This is a genomic window from Kitasatospora sp. NPDC059648, from assembly GCF_042734825.1.
Lineage (GTDB): Bacteria > Actinomycetota > Actinomycetes > Streptomycetales > Streptomycetaceae > Kitasatospora.
On the sequence record NZ_JBHWDU010000046.1, the window covers coordinates 15,636 to 34,730 of the forward strand.

Sequence of the window (19,095 nt, forward strand, 5' to 3'; positions counted from 1 at the left end):
CACGGAACGGGCCGGCCTCCGCGGTGGAGGCCGGCCCGTTCGGCGTGCGGCGGGTTCAGCGCTCGGCGAGCGTACGGGCCACCGCGTCCCGGTCCACCTTGCCGCTGTGGGTGCGCGGCAGCGCGGCCACCGTGGTGAAGGAGCGCGGGATGTACGGGTCCGGCAGGTTGCGGCGCAGCTCGGCCGCGGCCCGGGCGCCGTCCAACGGCTCCGCTCCGGCGTCGACCGTCACCGCGCAGTGCAGCGAGCGCGAGCCCTGCCCGTCGTCCAGGGCCACGCAGACCGCGGCGGAGACGGTCGGCAGCTCCAGCAGCCGCACCTCGATCTCCAGCAGGTTGACCCGGTAGCCGCGGATCTTCACGTCCTTGTCCCGGCGGGCCAGGAAGGTCACCACGCCGTCCTCCAACCGGACCAGGTCGCCGGTGCGGAAGGCGGCGGTGTGCCCCTGCGGGGTCGGGTCGACGGCGACGAAGCGCTTGGCGTTCAGCTCCGGCTGGTTGAGGTAGCCGGGCGACAACGGCGCACCGGCCACCAGCAGTTCGCCGACGTTCGGCTCGGCCGCGTCCAGCGGGTCGATCAGCAGTTCGCAGCCCGGCAGCGGCGCGCCGATCGGCGGCAGCGCGGGCCAGGAGCTGCTGGGGCCGGTCAGGGTGTGCGCCGTGACCATCGCGGACTCGCTCTGCCCGTAGTGGTTGTTCAGCCGGCACCGCGGCAGCCGGGCGAACAGCTCGCGGATGTCCGGCGTGCAGACCAGCTGCTCGCCGGCCGCGTTGACCTCGGCCAGCGCCAGGTGGTCCAGCGACTCCTCCTCGGCGGCCGCGACCGCGAGCATCTGCAGCGCGACGTACGGGAGGAAGAGCCGCTCGATCCGGTTCTCGCCCAGCCACTCCAGCAGCTCGAACGGGTCCTGGCGCAGCTCCTCCGGCACCACGACGAGCGTGCCGCCGCCGCACAGGGTGCCCAGCACCTCCTGGAAGGAGACGTCGAAGTTGAGCGGGGCGAACTGGGCGGTGCGCACGTCCGGCCGGACCGAATGGTTGCGCTGCCAGTCGGCCATGGTGTCCAGGCAGCTGTGCGGGACGGCCACGCCCTTGGGCAGGCCGGTGGAGCCGGAGGTGTAGATGACGTACGTCCACAGCTCGGGCCGGCAGGCCACCGGATCGACCGTGCCCCTCGTCGGCAGGCCGGAGATCGGCAGACTGGGCACCGGCACCTCGAACTCCGGCTCCTCGTCCGCGTACAGCAGCAGGACGGCGCCGCTGTCCTTGAGCATGTGGGCGAGCCGGGCGGCCGGGTACTCGCTGTCCAGCGGGAGGTAGGTGGCGCCCGCCCACATCGTGCCGAGCAGCGCGGCCACGACCGAGGCGCTGCGCCGCCCGGTGACCGCGACCCGGTCCCCCGGGCCGATCCCGGCCGCGGTCAGGCCCTCGGCGATGCCCTGGACCCAGGACAGCAGCTCGCTGTACGTGACGCCGCGACCGCCGTCGACGACTGCGGTCAGGGGCCCCCGCGCGACGGCCTGGTCGTGGAACGCGGCCAGCAGGCACGGCGGTCGGGACTCGCCGCCCCAGAGCGAGAGCGGAGCGGGACTCATGGCGGTGCCTCCAGGGGTGGGATCAGAACTGGTCGTCGTCATCGGGGCCGTCGGTTCCGAAGGGCTCGTCGTCCTCGTCGTCCTCGAAGAGCTCGTCGATGCCGAGCATCCCGGCGACGACGGCGAAGTAGCGGCCGGTCAGCTCGGGGGACTCGCCGATCTCGCGGAGCATCCGCAGCCGCGCCGGGGTGACGGTGAGCCTGGCGAGCTCCAACGTGCTCTGGTACGGCTCGGCCAGCTCCTCGTCGCGGCGCCGGGTGAACCGGGCCAGGGCGGCCGGGTCGTCCGGTCCGCCCGTCAGCTCCTCGGCCAGGTAGGAGGCCTGGAGCAGGGCGTTGGTGATGCCGCGGGCGCTGATGGTGTCCAGGTGGTGGCCGGCGTCGCCGACCAGCACCCAGCCGGGGCCGTGCCCGCGGCGGAAGTAGTTCTGCTGGTCGCCGGTGCCGACGATCTGCTCGACCTGCTCGGCCTCCGCGAGCTGCTCGTACAGCTCGGGCGCGGTGCCGCGCACCGCCGCCAGGTGGTGGCGGAACGGGTCCTGCTTGATCTCGGCGAACCGGTCCTGCGGGAAGTAGGTGGAGACCAGGGTCACGTCGTCGTGGGTGGGGATCCGGACGATCCAGTTGCCCGGACTCTCGTGGAAGCCGAAGCCGGTGCTGATCCCGGCCCAGCCGGTGTAGTACACGCAGCTGGCCCGCGGGTCGCCCGACTCCACCGGCGCCTCGACCAGTTGGGCCACCCGCGAGCGCATCCCGTCGGCCCCGACCACCAGTCGGGCGTGCTCGGTGCGCACGCCGCCCGCGGTGCGGAAGCGCACGCCGGTGACCCGGCCCTCGGAGTGGACCAGCTCCTGGAGGCTGGCCCGGTCCACGAACTCGACGCCCGCCTTGACGGCCGCCTCGACCAGCAGCCGGTCCAGCACCAGACGGCGCGGCGCGAAGGCGGCCGGGGCGCCCGGCATCACCGGGGCCGGGCCGGCCAGCCGGACGCCGCCGACGTCGTAGCTGATGGTGTCCAGCACCGGGCAGCCGGAGTCCAGCAGCGCCGGGAGCAGCCCCCACTCGGAGAGCTTGGCCACGCCGGGCTGGTGGATGTAGAGGGTGGACATGGTGTCCGAGGGGAACGCGGCCCGGTCGATCAGCAGCACCCGGTGACCGCGCCGGGCCAGCAGCAGGGCGGTGGCGGCGCCCGCGACCCGGGCGCCCACCACCACGGCGTCCCAGCCGCGGCTCACCGCTCGGCCTCGGCGAGCTTCTGCGCGACGAGTTCCTCCAGCGTCCTGGCCGTCGCCCGTACGGTCGGCTCCGAGTACAGCGTGACCAGCGGGAACTCGACACCGAGCCGCTGGCGCACCCGCGCGGTGAACCGGGTGGCGACCAGCGAGTGCCCGCCCAGCATGAAGAAGCCGTCCTCCGCGCCGATCCGCTCGACACCGAGCAGTTCCCGCCACACCCCGGCGACGAACTGCTCGGACGGCGTCCGCGGCGCCTCGCCCCCGGCGGCCTGCGAACCGGCCGGCGGCTCGGGCACTTTCAGCGCCCGCCGGTCGACCTTGCCGTTGGCGTTGAGCGGGAAGGAGTCCTCGACCACCAGCTGGGCCGGGACCATGTAGTGCGGCAGCCACTCCTTGGCGTGCTCCCGGACGGCGTCGAAGCCCGGGGGGTCGGCCGGGTCGACGGCGGTGACGAAGGCCACCAGCCGCTGGACCGGGCCCTCCGCGGCGACCACCACCACGGCGTCCCTCACCTGCGGGTGGCGGAGCAGCACCGTCTCGATCTCGCCGAGTTCCACCCGCATGCCGCGGATCTTCACCTGGTGGTCGCTGCGCCCGACGAAGCGGAAACCGCCGTCGGGGTGCAGGAAGCCCTGGTCGCCGGTGCGGTAGAGGCGCTCGCCGGGGCGGAACGGGTCGGGCAGGAAGGCACCGGCCGTACGGGCCGGGTCGTTGAGGTAGCCGCGGGCCAGCCCGAGGCCGCCGATGTACAGGTCGCCGACCACGCCGACCGGCACCGGCCGCAGCTCGCGGTCCAGCACGTGCACGGTGTTGTTGTCGAACGGACGGCCCAGGCTCACCGGTCCGGCGGCGGTCCCGTCGGCCGGGCCGCAGGTGTGGCAGGTCGAGTCGATCGACACCTCGGTGGCGCCCCAGGTGTTGTGCAGCGCCCCCGGCATCAGCCGGTGGAAGCGCTCGACCGTCGCCGGGGTCAGCGCCTCACCGCTGGAGGTGGTGTTCCGCAGCCGCGGCGGCACCCGCTCGGGTGCCTGCTCCACCAGGTCGAGCACCGCGCCCAGCATGCTCGGGACGACCTGGAGGTAGACCGACTCGTAGCGGGTGGCGGCCTCCAGCACCGCCACCGGGTCCCGGTGGCGGCCGGGTTCGAGCACGGCCACCCGGCCGCCGACCGACAGCGGCCAGAAGATCTCCAGGGCGGAGTCGTCGAAGGTCAGGGTGGTCTTGTGCAGGACGGTCTCGCCCCGGGCGAGCCGGTGCCTGCGCTGCATCCAGACCATCCGGTTCACCCAGCCGCGGTGGCGGCTCGCCACGCCCTTGGGCATGCCGGTGGAGCCGGAGGTGTAGTAGACGGAGACCAGGTTCTCGGGGTGCGGGCGGGCGCCGGGGCCGTCGGACGGGGCCGTCCCGTCCGGGGTCGCCGGATCCGGGGCCGCGGGATCCAGGGTCCTGGCGCCGACCGAGGCCGCGCCGATCTCCTCCCCCAGCGCCCGGTCCACCAGCAGCACCGGCGCGCCCGCGTCGGCCAGGATCTGCCGGATCCGGGCCGGCGGGCTGGCCGGATCCAGCGGCAGGTAGGCGCCACCGGCCTTGAGGATGCCGAGCAGCCCCACCACCATGTCCACCGAGCGCTCCAGGCAGATGCCCACCGCCCGCTCGGGGCCGACCCCGCGCGCCCGCAGCCGCCGGGCCAACGCCTCGGCCCGGTCGTCGAGTTCGCGGTAGCTGAGCCGGGCGGATTCCGAGACCACGGCGACGTCGTCCGGGGTGCGCTCGACCTGCGCCTCGAACAGCTCGTGCAGACAGGCGTCCGCGGGAAACTCGGCCGTCGTTCCGTTCACCTCGCGGTCCAGGCGAATTTCCTCGGCGGAACGCGCTTCGAGCCGCGCCAGCGGGGCTTGCGGATCGGCCAACGCCCCCTCCAGCAGGGCGCGGTAATTCGCGCCCAGGCGGGCGATGGTCGCCTCGTCGAAGAGGTCGCTGTCATAGGCGATGATTCCGGCCACGGAACCGTCCTCGGCTCGTGCGAGGTCGAACTCCAGGTCCGTCTGGACGAATCCGGTCGGGACGTTCCAGCGGCTCGTCCGCAGGCCGTCCAGCGGAAGCGCCGGAGCGCTCTCCTGGTGGTATCCGAATACCGCCTGCACCAGCGGCGAGTGACCGAGCGAACCCTGACTGTCCGTCATCTTGACGATTTCGTCGAAAGGCACCGCCTGGTTGCGGAATCCGCCGATGAACGTCGCCCGGCAGCGCCGGAGATACTCCGAGAAGCTCTCGCCGCGCCGGATCCGGCTGCGCAGCGGAAGGATGTTGACGAAGAAGCCGACGGTGCGGTCGAGGGCCTCGTCGTCCCGGTTGGACACCGGTGCGCCCACCACCACGTCCTGCTCGCCGGTGTAGGTGTGCATCAGCAGGGTGAAAGCGGCCAGCAGCACCACGTAGTCCGTGGTCCGGTGGCGGGCCGCGGTCTGCCGCACCCGCTCGGCCAGCTCGGCGTCCAGCGCGAAGTCCATCAGTTCGCCGTGGAAGCGCTGGCGGGCCGGCCGGGGCCGGTCCAGTGGGAGTCGCAGCAGGTCCGGGGCGCCGTACAGGTGCTCGGACCAGTAGGCGAGTTGACGCTGGGCCAGGCCGTCGGCCAGCCGCCCGGCCAGCGCGACGCCGTACTCGGCGTACCCGTCGCCGGCGTTCTCGGCGGCGGCCGGTCGCCCGGCCAGCGCGTCCGCGTAGCCCCGGCCGATCTCCTCGGCGATCACCGCGTTGGACCAGCCGTCGGTGATGATGTGGTGGAGGTTCAGCAGCAGCGTCCACTCCTCGTCCGCCGACCGGAACAGCCGGAAGTCGAAGACCCCGGGGCGTTCCAGGTCGAACGGCGCGGCGGCGGCCTCGCGCACCCGGGCCCGGAGGGAATCGGGATCCCCCCTCAGGTCGTGCACGGGAAGGCTGAACTCCAGGCGGTCGGACACCACTTGTACGGGCTGGTCGTCCACCACCGAAAAACCGGTCCGCAGTGCGGCATGACGGGATATCAGTGCACGGATTGACTGTTCCAGCGCCGGGACATCGAGTTCTCCCCGGATCTCGTGCGCGACGGGCCCGTTGTAGAGCGGGAGCCGCGGATGCAGACTGTGCAGGAGCCACAGCCTGCGCTGCTGCGGCGAGATGGGAACGACACGGTCGGGCATGGGTTGGTCCCCCGCTCTCATCACTCCAAGACGCGGCGAGACTACCCTACTCGATGCGATCATGACAGAGGTCAAATCCCTTGCGGGCACGGCAAGATCTCACCCCTTGCCGAGCCATTTCCCGCCTGTATGCTGACGTTCCTGGGGGACGCCGATCCGTGTCTCCACACCCAGGAGGAAAGGGCGTCTACGAGCCGTGGACAGCGAGTTCCCCGCCCAATCGGACGCCGCGGACGAGGATCCGTTCCCGGCGTCGAAGGTCCAGGAGCAACTCTTCCTCGCGCAGCAGACCGTCGGTGACGCACCGACCTTTCACATCCCGTGCTTCTGGGAAGTCCGGGGAACGGTCGACATCCCGGCGCTGCGCAATGCGTTCGGCGCCGTGCTCTCCCGGCACGAGGCGCTGCGCACCACTTTCCGCATTCACGAACAGGGCCTCCTCCAGGTCGTCCATCCGGAACCGCGGTGGGAATGGCGCCTCGCCACCTGCCGGGACGACGAGGAACGCGAACGGCGGATGGCGGAGCACGCCCGCGCCCCCTTCGACCTCGCGAACGGGCCGCTGGTGCGGGCCGGGCTGCTGCACTGCGCCGACGACCGCCACGTGGTCATGTTCTGCGCCCACCACGCGGTCTTCGACGGCTGGTCGGCGAAGCTGGTGCTCGACGAACTGGCGGCCCACTACCGGGCGTTCACCACCGGCACGGATCCCGCCCTGCCCGAGGTGGACTACCAGTACGGTGACTACTCGCTCTGGCACGAGGAGTGGCTGGCGGGCCCGGCCGGCGAACGGGCCCGGCGCGAGTGGGCCGAACTGCTCGCCGGGGACCTCCCGGTGCTGGAGCTGCCCGGGGACCTCCCACCGCCCGCCCCGGACTCCACCGCCGCCCCCGGCGGCACCGCCGACGTCCCGCTGCCTGCCGTGGCCGTCGAACAACTGGCGGCGCTGGCGGCCGAGTTACGCACCACCCCGTTCACCGTCCTGCTGGCGGCCTACGACCTGCTGCTCGCCGATCGCACCGGCCTGCGCGACCTCGTCGTCGGCACCCCGGCGGTCAACCGCAGCCGGACCGAGTTCCAGGCGACGGTCGGCTGCTTCGTCAACATGGTCGCCGTCCGCACCGATCTCACCGGGCCGCGGACCTTCCGGGAGCTGGTCGGGCGGGTGCGCAGCGCCGTCCTGCGGGCCCAGGACCTCCAGGCCGTACCGTTCGAGACGGTGGTGAAGGACGTCCGGCCGGCCCGGCACCCGGGGCACCCGCCGATCTTCCAGGTCGCCTTCACCGTCGGCGAGGACTTCTTCCAGCCCGTCCGGGCGGACGAGTTGGAGTTCACCCCGGTCGAGGTCCCGTCGGTCACCGCCAAGTACCAGCTGTCCGTGCAGGTCAACCGGACCGCGGCCGGACCGGTCGCCGAGTTCGAGTACCGCGCCGACCGGTTCTCCCCCGAGTGGATCGCCGACTTCGCCGCGCGCTACGCCCGGATGCTGGAACTGGCCGCCGAACGGCCGGACCGGCCGCTGACGGACTTCCTCGGCTCCGACGCGCCGCGGGCGCGCCGGGAGGCCGCCGGCCCCGCCGCCGCGGCCGGGCAGCCGCGTCCGGACGACGAGTCCACCGGCCCCACCGATCCCGCCGACTCCGCGCCGCGCGACGAGACCGAGCGGGTGCTCACCGAGGTGTGGGCCGAGGTGCTGGGGCGCCCCGCCGTCGGCATAGACGACAACTTCTTCGAGCTCGGCGGCGACTCCATCAGCAGCGTGCAGATCGTCGCCCGGGCCGGTGCCCGCGGCCTGGCCTTCCGGGTCCGCGACCTGCTGCGCAACCAGACCGTCCGCGAGCTCGCCCCGCTGGTGCGCACCACCGGGCCCGCCGCCGGCCCCGCGCCCACCGGGCCGTTCGAGCTGGTGCACCCCGAGGACCGGCCGCGGCTGCCCGCCGACGCCGTCGCCGCCTACCCGCTGACCGCCCTGCAGGCCGGCATGCTCTACCGCAGCGGCCAGCGGGCGCACACCGCGATGTACCACGACGTGCTGCTGACCCGGCTGCGGGTCGAGTTCTCGCCCGAGGCCTGGCGCACCGCCGTCGCCCGGTTGCTGGAGCGCCACGAGCTGTTGCGCACCTCCTTCGCCCCGGGCGGCTACCGCGAACCGCTCCAGATCGTCCACCGGCGGATCGCCGAGGCGCCGGTGACCTTCGAGGACCTGCGCGGCCTGCCGGAGCAGGAGCAGCGGGCGCTGATCGACCAGCGCACCGACTGGGAGGGCCGCGACCTCTTCGACTGGGAGCGGCCGCCGCTGATCCGCTACCACCTCGCCCGCCTCGCCGAGGACGAGGTCCAGCTGTGGACGGTGGTCCACCACGCCGTGATCGACGGCTGGAGCGAGCGGATCCTGTTCGGCGAGCTGCTCTCCCTCTACCTCGCCGCCCTCGGGCGCGGCGGCCCCGCCGCCCTGCCGCCGGCGCCCGGCGCCCGCTACCGCTCCTTCGTCGCCCTGGAGCGCGCCGCCGTGCGGGACCGGGAGCAGCTCGCCTTCTGGCGGGCGCAGCTGGACGGCGTCGCGCTCGGGTCCGTACCGGCCGCCCCGGGCACCGGGGTGCCGGACATGGCCGTGGTGCCGCGCGAGCTGCCGGCCGAACTGTCCGCCGGGCTGGTCGCGTTGGCGGCCCGGTTGCGGGTCCCGGTGCGGATCGTGCTGCTCACCGTGCACCTGCGGGTGATCGCGCTGCTGACCGGCTCCGAGGACGTGGTCTCGGGCGCGGTCTACAACGGCCGGATCGCCGAGCCGGACGGGGACCGGGTGGTCGGCCTGTTCCTGAACACCCTGCCGGTGCGCTCCCGGACGGCGGTCGACAGCTGGTCCGAGCTGATCCGGCAGGTCGCCGCTACGGACCTCGCCGTCCAGCCGCACCGGCGCTTCCCGATGGCCGAGCTGCGCGGCCGGGTGGCCGGTGCGGCCGCCTTCGAGACCTTCTTCAACTACACCCACTTCCGCAACGAGTCGGCCGTCCCGACCGGTGGCGTGGAGGTGCTGGAGGAGAGCAGTCACACCCCCACCGACTTCCTGCTGGGCTCGGAGTTCTCCCGCGACACCGCGACCGGCCTGATCGGCCTCGGACTGCGCTACGACGCCGACCGGATCGCCGCCGCCGACGCCGACCGCTACTTCGGCTACCACTTGGCCGTGATCCGGGCCATGCTGGCCGATCCCGCGGCCGCGCCCACCGCCGCCCCGCTGCTGGAGCGGGCGGAGTTGGCCGAGCTGCAGGAGTGGAACCGGACGGAACGGGAGTACCCCGGCCCTCGGCTGCTGCACCGGGCGATCGAGCGGCAGGCCGCCGCCGCCCCGCAGGCGCCCGCCGTGCTGTTCCGCGACCGCGTCCTGAGCTACGCCGAACTGGACGGCCGGGCCAACGCCTTGGCGCACCGGCTGGTCGCGCTCGGCGTGCGGCCCGGCGACCACGTCGGGATCGTGCAGCACCGCTCGGCGGAGCTGGTGGTGTCGCTGTTCGCCGTGCTCAAGGCGGGCGGCGCGTACGTCCCGCTGGATCCGGCGGACCCGGCGGAGCGCACGGCCGGTCTGCTCGCCGGGTCCGGCTGCCGGGTGGTGCTGACCGCCGCCGGTACGGAGGACTTCCGCCCGGCGGGCGTGCGGGTCGAGTTCGTGCCGGACGACCCGGCGCGCAGCGAGCGGGGCCCCGAGGTCGGGACCGGCCCGGGCGACCCGGCGTACGTCATCCACACCTCCGGCTCCACCGGCCGCCCCAAGGCCGTGGTGGTGTCCCACCGGGCGATCGCCAACCGGCTGGACTGGATGACGGAGGAGTTCCGGCTGACCGCCGAGGACCGGGTGCTGCAGAAGACGCCGTACACCTTCGACGTCTCGGTGTGGGAGTTCTTCTGGCCGCTGCGCGAGGGCGCCCGGCTGGTCGTCGCCGAACCCGGCGGGCACTGGGACCCCGGCTACCTGGAACAGGTGCTGGCCGGGCGGTCCATCACCGTGGCGCACTTCGTCCCCTCGATGCTGCGGGCCTTCCTGGACGCCGCCGACGTGTCCGCCGCCACCTCGCTGCGGCAGGTGGTGTGCAGCGGCGAGGCGCTGCCGGCCGACCTCCAGCGGGACTTCCTGGACCGCTCCAAGGCCTCGCTGGCGAACCTGTACGGCCCCACCGAGGCCGCCGTGGACGTGACGTACTGGCACTGCACTCCCGAGGGCGCCCGGGGCGCCGACACCGTGCCGATCGGCCGTCCGATCGCCAACACCCGGATCCACCTGCTGGACCCGTCCGGCCACCCCGTCCCGGTCGGCACCGCGGGCGAGCTGTTCATCGGCGGCGTCTGCCTCGCCGACGGCTACCACGGCCGTCCGGAGCTGACCGCCGAGCGCTTCCGCGAGCACACCCTGCCGGACGGCACCACCGAGCGCCTCTACCGCACCGGGGACCTCGCCCGCCGGCGCCCGGACGGCGCGATCGAGTACCTGGGCCGGACCGACGCCCAGGTGAAGATCCGCGGCATGCGGGTCGAGCCGGGCGAGATCGAGGCCGTCCTGTCCGCGCACCCGGACTGCGGCTCGGCCGCCGTGACCTTCGACGGCGAGCGGCTGATCGGGTACTTCACCGTCCGGCCGGGCGGCGCGCTGCCGGTCGAGGAACTGCGTCGGCACGCCGAGGGGCTGCTCCCCCGGCACATGGTGCCCGCCGTCTGGCAGCCGCTCCCCGAGCTGCCGCTGACCGGCAGTGGCAAGGTGGACCGCAAGCGGCTCCCGGCGCCCGCCGACGCCGTGCGCTCCACCGCGCCCACGCGGCCGCTGACCGTGGCCGAGCGCCTGGTCGCCGCCGCCTGGACGGACGTACTGGACACCGCGGACTTCGGCCTCGACGAGGGCTTCTTCCGGGTCGGCGGGCACTCGCTGGCCGCCGTCCGGCTGATCGGGCGGCTGCGCCGGGACTTCGAGCACCGGCTGAGCGTGGCCGAGCTGTTCGCCCATGACACGGTCGAGCGCCTCGCCGCCCTGCTGGAGGCGCCCCCGCCGGAGGCCCCCGACGGCTGGGACGTACTGCCCCTGCGCCCCTCGGGCGCCGCGCGGCTGTGGCTGTTCCCGCCGGTCGGCGGCAGCGCCCTGGGCTACCTGGCCCTGACCGCCGCGCTCGACCCGCGGCTGGCCGTGTACGGGCTGGACTGCGCCGAGCCGGTCGGCGCCACCGTCGAGGAGATGGCCGCGGCCGCCGTGGCCCGGATCGGGCGGGACCACCCGAGCGGCCCGGTCCACCTGGCCGGCTGGTCCTTCGGCGCGGTGCTGGCCTTCGAGGCCGCGGGGCTGCTGACGGCGGCCGGCCGGGAGGTGACCCTCGCCATGGTCGACGCTGCCTTCCCCGACCCCGAACAGCTCGCCGGGCTGGACGACACCCGTACCACCGAGGCGCTCCTGCGGGACGCCCTGGCGCTCACCGGTGCCCCGCCCGCCGAGTCGGGCAGCGGGGCCTGGGCCGCGCGCCACCGCGTCTTCGCCGCCAACCTGCACGCCCACCACGCCTACCGGCCGCGCCGCCACCCCGGCGACGCGGTCTACCTGGAGAGCCGGGACGGCCGGGAGCTGGGCAGCGCCGAGGCCTGGCGGGCGGTGGTGTCCGGCGACTTCCGGGTCCACCGCTTCGACACCGACCACTACGGCCTGGTCCGGCAGCCGCACGTCCGGGCCGTCGGCGGCGTCCTCGGCGCCGCCGCGCTCGGCGGCTGACCCGGCCGCCGCGGCCCCGCCGTCCGACCACCCCGACACCGACCACCCCGACACCGCAACGGTGGGAACAAGGAGTTCACGGCGCCATGCAGACCGACGCGGGCAAATGGCTGTTCCGCCGACCATCCGAGGACGCCCCGGCACGGATCTTCCTCTTCCCGTACTCGGGCACGGGCGCGTCGATGTACCGCGCCTGGCCCGAGCGGATCGGCGAGGTCGAGGTGTGCCTGGTGCAGCTGCCCGCGCGGGAGAACCGCCTGCGCGAGCCGCACCCGGTCACCTACCAGAACCTCGCCGCGGCGGCCGCGGCGGCCCTGGCGCCGCTGGTGGACCGGCCGACCGGCTTCTTCGGCCACTGCGGCGGCGCCCTCTCCGCCTTCGCCACCGCGCTGGAACTGGAGCGGGTGCACGGCAGGGAGCTGACCGCGCTCTTCATGTCCTCCCAACTCGCCCCGGACGAGGACCCGTTCGGCCGTTGGCTGTGGCTGGAGCGGGAGGACCTCGCGGTCGAGCTGAACATCCTCGCCGAGGCGGCCGGGACCAGGATGGACCCGGACTTCCTCGACGTCGCGCTGGACGTGCTGGAGGAGGACCTCGCGGCCCAGCGCCGCTACCGGCTCGACGCCCCCGAGCCGCTGGCCTGCGCCGTGCACGCGGTCGGCTGGAAGGACGACGTGGAGATCCGCCCCGAGCAACTGGGCGGCTGGACGCGGTACGTCCCGCCCCGCCGCCACCACGAGCACCTGCTGGACGGCGGGCACCACGCCTTCCTCGCCGCCCCGCAGCCGCTGCTCGACCTGATGGGCCGTGCCATGACCCGGGAAGGAGCGGCGTCGTGAAGCTCACCGGACTGTGGGACCACGCGGACTTCCGCAGACTCTGGGCCGGCCAGACCCTGTCCATGCTGGGCACCAACATGGTCGCGGTGGCCGTCCCCCTGATCGCCTCGGTCAGCCTGGGCGCCTCGGTGTTCCAGATGGGCCTGCTGCTCGCCACCGAGTTCCTGCCCTACCTCCTGATCAGCCTGTTCGTCGGGGTCTGGCTGGACCGGCGGCCGAAGAAGATGATCATCGTGGCGGCGGACGCCGTCCGCTCGCTGATCCTGCTCTCCGTCCCGCTGCTGTCCTGGGCGCACCTGCTGAGCGTGCCCATCCTGCTCGGGGTGGTGTTCGGCACCGGCGCCTGCAGCACCGTCTCCGACATCGGCAACGCCTCGATCCTGCCCGCCCTGGTCGAGCGCGAGGACCTCGTCGAGGGCAACAGCAAGCTGGAGATGAGCAGTTCCGTCTCCAACATCGGCGGCCGGACCTTCGGCGGCCTGCTGGTCCAGCTGCTCACCGGCCCCGTCGTCATCATGGTCAACGTCTTCGCCTTCGGGCTGGCGGCCGCCTGCACGCTGCGCATCCGCAAGCGCGAGCCGGTGCCCGAGCGGCCCGCCGACGCCCAGCCGTCCTCGATGTGGAAGGAGATCGGCGAGGGCCTGGGCTTCATCTTCGGCGACCCGACGCTGCGCACCCTGGTGCTGGTCACCTTCCTGGTGAACTTCTCCGCCATCGCGATCGACCCGGTGTTCCTGGTCTTCATCACCCGCACCCTGGACCTGCCCGGCATCCTGGTCGGCGCGCTGCTGGCCGGGACGGGCGTCGGCTCGCTGGTGGGCGCCCTGATCGCGGCCCGGCTGGGCAGGGTGCTGCCCTTCGGTCGGATGGTGGTCTGGACCACCGTGGCGATGACCGCCGTCGAACTCGTCATCCCCGCGGCGACGGTGATGCCCAAGGGCGTCGCCTTCGTCATGCTGATGTTCGTCCAGGTCGCCTACGCCGTGCTGGTGATCGCCAGCGCCGTCAACATCCGGAGCTACCGGTCCGCGATCACCCCGGACGACATGCAGGGCCGGATGAACGCCTCCACCCGGATGATCGTGATGGCCGGCACCCCGTTCGGCGCCATGGCCGGCGGCGCGCTCGGCTCCTGGCTGGGCACCCAGCTGGCGATCGTGGTCTGCGCCGGCGGCATCGGGCTCGCCGCGCTGCTGCTCGCCCTCTCGCCGGTGCGGACGGTGACCGGCATCCCCACCGGACTCCCCGCCCCCGCCGCGGTCTGACGCTCCGCCTGATCCCTCCCCCACGACCAGGAAGGCCACGAACGTTCGTGAACGACACCGATGCGGTCGGCCGTGCCACGCTGGATGCCCTCTTCGCCCGCGCCCTGGCGGAGGAGGCCACCGCCTCGACCGCCGCCGCCCCCGCGTCCGCCGCCGTGCCCGCCGCCCGCTCGGGCGACGGACGGGCGCCCGCGTCGCTGGCGCAGAAGCGGCTCTGGTTCCTGGAGCAGTTGAACGGCCCCAACAGCACCTACAACGTCCCGTTCCGGCTCCGGCTGGCGGGCGAGCTCGACGCCGAGGCCCTGCGGCTCGCGGTCGGCGACCTGGTGGCCCGGCACGAGGGTCTGCGCACCACCTTCGCCGGGGACGAGGACGAGGTCTTCCAGCTGCTGCTCGAACCGGACCAACTGCCCTGGGAACACGTGGACCTGAGCGTCCTCGGCGAGGACGCGGTGACCCGGCTGATCGAGCAGGAGAGCCGGATCCCGTTCCCGCTGGCCGGCCGTCCGCTGTTCCGCGCCAAGCTGATCCGGGCCGGGGCATCGGTGCACCACCTCGCCGTCACCATGCACCACGCGATCACCGACGGCTGGTCGGAGGGCCTGTTCTTCCGGGAACTGGGCGCCTGCTACACCGCCCGGGTCGGCGGCGCGCCCACCGGCCTGGCCCCGCTCACGACGCGCTACGCCGACTACTCGGCCTGGGAGGCCGAGCCCGCCACGGTGGAGCTGTACCGCGGCCAGCTCGCCTTCTGGCGCGAGCGGTTGGCCCGGCTGCCGCAGGAGGCCGGGATCCCGGCCGACCTGCCGCGGCCGGTCCTGCTCAGCGGCGAGGGCGCCAGCGTCACCGTGCCCGTCCCGACGGACCTCCAGCGGCGGCTGGCCGCCTGGGGCTCGGGGCACGAGGCCTCGCTGTTCGCCACCGCGGTGACGGTGCTCGCCGCCCTGCTGCACCGGTACAACGGCGAGGAGCGGGTGGTCGTCGGCGTGCCGGTGGCCAACCGGCCGCGCGCCGAGTGGGAGCCGGTCATCGGCTACTTCGCCAACACCCTGGCCGTGCCGGTCGACCTGGCCGGCGATCCGACGCTGCGCCAGCTGCTCGGCCAGGTGAGGACGGTGGCGGCGGAGGCGCTGTCGCACCAGAACGTTCCGTTCGACCGGGTGGTGGAGGCCCTCGGCGTGGTCCGGGACCCGTCCCGCAACCCGGTGTTCCAGGTGATGTGCAGCGTCAACCAGGTCGTTCCGCCGCCGGAGCTGCCCGGGCTGGCGGTCGAGATCGTGGAGATGCGCAACGACTCCGCCAAGTTCGACCTGGAGCTCGCGGTCAGCTACACGGCGGACGAGGTCGGCTTGACCTTCGACTACGCCACCGACCTGTTCGAGCGGGAGACCGTCGAGCGGCTCGCCGCCGACTACCTGGCACTGCTGGAGGCCTTCCTGGCCGAGGGCACGGCGAGCGTCGGCGGCGTCCCGCTGGGTGTGCACGGGCCGGCCGAGGTCGACGGTGCCGAGGCGGAGGTCCGCGACCGGTACGGCAACCGGGCGCCCACCGGGGTGTACGGCGACCTGCTCCTGGCGGGCGCACCCAGCGGCCGCCGGGCCCGGGTGCTGGCCGACGGCACCGTCGAGTACGCCGCCGACCCGCGGATCCCGCTGCCCCGCCCCGCCTCGGGACCCACCGACGGCTCCGACGCCCCCGCGACCGGGACCGAACGGGCCCTCGCGGCGATCTGGTCCCGGCTGCTGGGCACCGAGACGGTCGGCCGGCACACCGACTTCCTGCGCGACGGCGGGGACTCGCTGCTGGCCACCCGGCTGGTCGCCCGCATCCGGCGGCAGTGGTCGGTCAAGCTCTCCGTCCGCCACATCCTCAAGACCCCGGTGCTCGCAGACCTGGCCAAGCTGCTGGACGAGGCCGCCGCGACCCCCGCCGAGGCGCCCGCCCGCAGCGCGATCCCGGCCGCCTCCGGCCCCCGGCCCGAGGTGCTCCCGCTGTCCATGGCCCAGCGCGGAATCTGGATCGTCAACCGGCTCGGGCAGCAACAGGCCTTCTACCACATGCCGTTGGCGGTGCGGATCGACGGCGAGCTGGACCTCGCCGCGCTCACCGCGGCCGCGGCCGACCTCGGCCGGCGGCACGAGATCCTGCGCACGGTCTTCCCCGCCGACGCCGGCGTGCCCCGCCAGTCGGTGCAGCCGCCCGAGGCCGTCGCCCAGGTCGTCCGGGCGAGCGCCGTCCACCCCAACGGCCTCCAGCAGGCGCTGCGGGACGCGCTGGAGACCCCGTTCGACCTGACCGTCGAAGTCCCGCTGCGGCTCCACGTGTTCAGCACCGGCCCGCGCTCGCACGTCCTGCTGGTGGACGTCCACCACATCGCCTGCGACGGCCTCTCGCTGGCCCCGCTCTGCCGCGACCTGGCCACCGCCTACGCCGCCCGGGCCGCCGGCCAGGCTCCGGCCTGGCACGAACTCCCGATCCAGTACGCGGACTTCGCGCTCTGGCAGGCGCAGCAGCTGGGCCGCGCCGAGGATCCGGGCAGCCCGTTCGGGCGCAGCCTGGAGTTCTGGTCCAAGGCGCTGGCCGGGCTGCCCGAGGAACTCGCACTGCCGGGGGCCCGGCCGCGCCCCGCGACGCCGACCTTCCGCGGCCTGCCGACCCGGGTGGAGGCCGGCCCCGAGCTGTACCGGCGGATCACCACCGCGGCCCACGAGCACGGCGCCAGCGTCTTCATCGTGCTGCAGGCCGCGATCGCCGCGATGCTCACCCGGCTCGGCGCCGGCACGGACATCCCACTGGGCACCCCCACCGCGGGCCGTTCCGACCAGGCGCTGGACGACCTGATCGGCTGCTTCATCAACACCGCCGTGCTGCGCGCCGACACCTCCGGCGACCCGAGCTTCCGCACCCTGATCGCCCGGGTGCGGGAGACCAACCTCGCCGCGCACGACCACATGGAGCTGCCCTTCGACGAGATCGTCACCGCCCTCAACCCGCCCCGCCAGCACGGCCGCAACCCGTTGTTCCAGGTGATGGCGAGCCTCAACGGCGAACCCGAGCCGGTGCCGTCGCTCGGCGGCCTGCCCACCCAGCCCTTCGACCTGGGCACGCCCGCGACCCCCTTCGACCTGACCTTCGAGCTGACCGAGGACCGGGCCCGGGCGACCCTCAGCGGCGTCCTGACGGTCAGCGCCGACCTGTTCGACGAGGCGGCCGGGCAGGCCCTGGCCCAGCGGCTGCTGCTCGCGCTGGCCGTCGCGACCGAACAACCCGACCTGCCGGTCTCCCGCTGGGAGCTGCTGCTGCCGGGCGAGCGCGAGGCCGTCCTCGGCACGTGGAGCACCGGTGCGGCCGCTCCCGAACCGGCCACCCTGGCCCAGCAGTTCGAGCGGGCGGTGGCGGCGGCGCCGGCCGCGCCGGCCCTGGAGGCGGGCGACATCACCCTCAGCTACGCCGAACTCGACGAGCAGGCCAACCGGCTGGCCGCCGAACTGGTCGCCCGCGGGATCGGCCCGGAGCGCACGGTCGCACTCGCCCTGCCGCGCAGCGGAGAACTGGTGCTCGCGGTGCTGGCGGTCGCCAAGGCCGGCGGCGCCTTCCTGCCGCTGGACGTCCAGTTCCCGGTCGAGCGGCTGTCGTTCATCCTGTCCGACGCGCGGGCCGCGCTGGTGCTGACCGACTCGGCCGGCGCCTCCGCCCTGCCCGTCGGCGCCCCGGCCACGCTGCTGCTGGACGACCCGGACCTGCTGGACGCGCTCGCGGACCAGTCCGGCGAGCGCCCGGCCACCGCGCCGGTCGACCCGGCCAACGCCGCCTACCTGCTGTACACGTCCGGCTCGACCGGGCAGCCCAAGGGCGTCGTGGTCACCCACACCGGGCTGGCCCCGCTCTGCGAGCGGCTGCAGGAGGTGGTGATGGCGGGAGGTGACGGGGAGCGGCCCGGGAGTGCCGGCGAGCAGCCCCGGGTGCTCCAGCAGGTGTCCCCCACCTTCGACATGTACGTCATGGAACTCCTGATGGCCTTCCGCTCCCGGGGCGTCCTGGTGGTGGCGCCCGCGCACCCGGTGCTGGGCGAGGAGCTGGCCGTCCTGCTCGAACACCGGCGGATCAGCCACGCGGTGCTGACCCCGACCGCCCTGGCCGCGCTGCCCGCCCGCGCGTTCCCCCGGCTGCGGGCGGTGGTCAGCGGCGGCGAGGCGCTCGGCACCGACCTGGCGGCCCAGTGGGGGCGCGGGCGGCGGCTGCACAACGCCTACGGCCCGACCGAGACGACCGTGCTCGGGACCCTGTCCGGCCCGCTGGACGGGGCGACGAGCCCGCCGCTCGGCGAGCCGATCACCGGCTCCCGGCTGTTCGTGCTGGACGAGGCCCTGCGGCCCGTCCCGCCCGGCGTCACCGGCGAGCTGTACCTCTCCGGGCCGAGTCTGGCCCGTGGCTACCTGGGCCGCCCCGACCTGACCGCGGACCGCTTCCTGCCCTGCCCGTACGGCGCGCCCGGTGAGCGGATGTACCGCACCGGCGACCTGGCCCGGTGGACGGCCGACGGCGAGCTGCGGTACCTGGGCCGGGGCGACGGGCAGGTGAAGATCCGCGGGGTGCGGATCGAGCTCGGCGAGATCGAGGCCGTCCTCGCCGCACACCGCAAGGTCGCCGCCTCGGCGGTGGTGGTGGACGGTTCGGCCGGGGCCGGGCCGCGCCTGGTGGCCTTCGTCACCCCGGTGGACCCGGCCGGTCCGGCCGCCCGGCCGACCCCGGCCGAGCTGCGGGCGCACTGCGCCCGCTCGCTGCCCCGGGCCATGACGCCCGCGCGGTTCGTGGTGCTCGGCGCGATGCCGACCCTGCCGTCGGGGAAGACCGACCGCAAGGCGCTGCGGGTCCCGCCGGAGGAGGGCGCCGAGGGCTTCCGCACCCCGCCGGGCACCGCCACCGAGCGGGCGCTGACCGGGATCTGGCAGCGGCTGTTCGGGACGGAGCGGATCGGGATCGACGACGACTTCTTCGTCCTCGGCGGCCACTCACTGGCGGCGGTCCGGATGCTCGCCGAGATCCACCAGGGCCTGGGCGTCGAACTGCCGTTGAGCGCCTGCTTCGAACACCCGACCATCGCGGCGCTGGCGGCCCTGATCGACCGGACGCCCCGGTCGGACGCGCCGGAGGCCGCCGTGGTGCGACGGCGCCGCCCCGCACAGGGGGCCTGAGAACGGCGGGGAGCGCCGGCGGCCCGCCGGCGCTCCCTCTTCCGTACCC

7 protein-coding genes are annotated in these 19,095 nt (G+C 74.2%); 4 read left to right on the plus strand and 3 right to left on the minus strand.

Annotation, left to right across the window (positions count from 1 at the left end):
- Positions 1–55: 55 nt before the first annotated feature.
- Genes ACFV1W_RS24635 through ACFV1W_RS24645 form a run of 3 tightly spaced genes read right to left on the minus strand, consistent with a single transcriptional unit; the run spans position 56 to position 6,007 of the window.
- A complete protein-coding gene (locus tag ACFV1W_RS24635; RefSeq protein WP_380419394.1) occupies positions 56–1,594 on the minus strand; it encodes an AMP-binding protein in 1,539 nt (512 codons plus the stop codon).
- A gap of 22 nt (positions 1,595–1,616) precedes the next feature.
- Positions 1,617–2,828, minus strand: a complete 1,212-nt coding sequence (locus ACFV1W_RS24640; RefSeq protein WP_380419395.1) for an NAD(P)/FAD-dependent oxidoreductase — start codon at positions 2,826–2,828, stop codon at positions 1,617–1,619.
- Positions 2,825–6,007 (minus strand): amino acid adenylation domain-containing protein, encoded by a 3,183-nt coding sequence (locus ACFV1W_RS24645; protein ID WP_380419396.1) that lies wholly within the window; start codon positions 6,005–6,007, stop codon positions 2,825–2,827. The genes ACFV1W_RS24640 and ACFV1W_RS24645 overlap by 4 nt, the downstream gene beginning before the upstream one ends.
- 196 nt (positions 6,008–6,203) lie before the next feature.
- Between ACFV1W_RS24645 and ACFV1W_RS24650 the strand changes: the two genes are divergently transcribed.
- The 4 genes from ACFV1W_RS24650 (at position 6,204) to ACFV1W_RS24665 (ending at position 19,046) form a co-directional block, all read left to right on the plus strand.
- Positions 6,204–11,747, plus strand: coding sequence for an amino acid adenylation domain-containing protein (locus ACFV1W_RS24650; protein WP_380419397.1), 5,544 nt, complete (start codon positions 6,204–6,206; stop codon positions 11,745–11,747).
- 86 nt (positions 11,748–11,833) lie between these two features.
- Positions 11,834–12,586, plus strand: coding sequence for a thioesterase II family protein (locus tag ACFV1W_RS24655; RefSeq protein WP_380419398.1), 753 nt, complete (start codon positions 11,834–11,836; stop codon positions 12,584–12,586).
- A complete protein-coding gene (locus ACFV1W_RS24660; protein ID WP_380419399.1) occupies positions 12,583–13,851 on the plus strand; it encodes an MFS transporter in 1,269 nt (422 codons plus the stop codon). The genes ACFV1W_RS24655 and ACFV1W_RS24660 overlap by 4 nt, the downstream gene beginning before the upstream one ends.
- A gap of 47 nt (positions 13,852–13,898) precedes the next feature.
- Entirely contained in the window at positions 13,899–19,046 is a 5,148-nt protein-coding gene (locus ACFV1W_RS24665; RefSeq protein WP_380419400.1) for an amino acid adenylation domain-containing protein, read from the plus strand.
- Positions 19,047–19,095 lie beyond the last annotated feature (49 nt).

What these genes read in the sequence shown, in the direction of transcription:
- ACFV1W_RS24635 (WP_380419394.1), bottom strand. Translation starts at nt 1,594, where the DNA reads ATGAGTCCCGCTCCGCTCTCGCTCTGGGGCGGCGAGTCCCGACCGCCG.
- ACFV1W_RS24645 (WP_380419396.1), bottom strand. Translation starts at nt 6,007, where the DNA reads ATGCCCGACCGTGTCGTTCCCATCTCGCCGCAGCAGCGCAGGCTGTGG.
- ACFV1W_RS24655 (WP_380419398.1), top strand. Translation starts at nt 11,834, where the DNA reads ATGCAGACCGACGCGGGCAAATGGCTGTTCCGCCGACCATCCGAGGAC.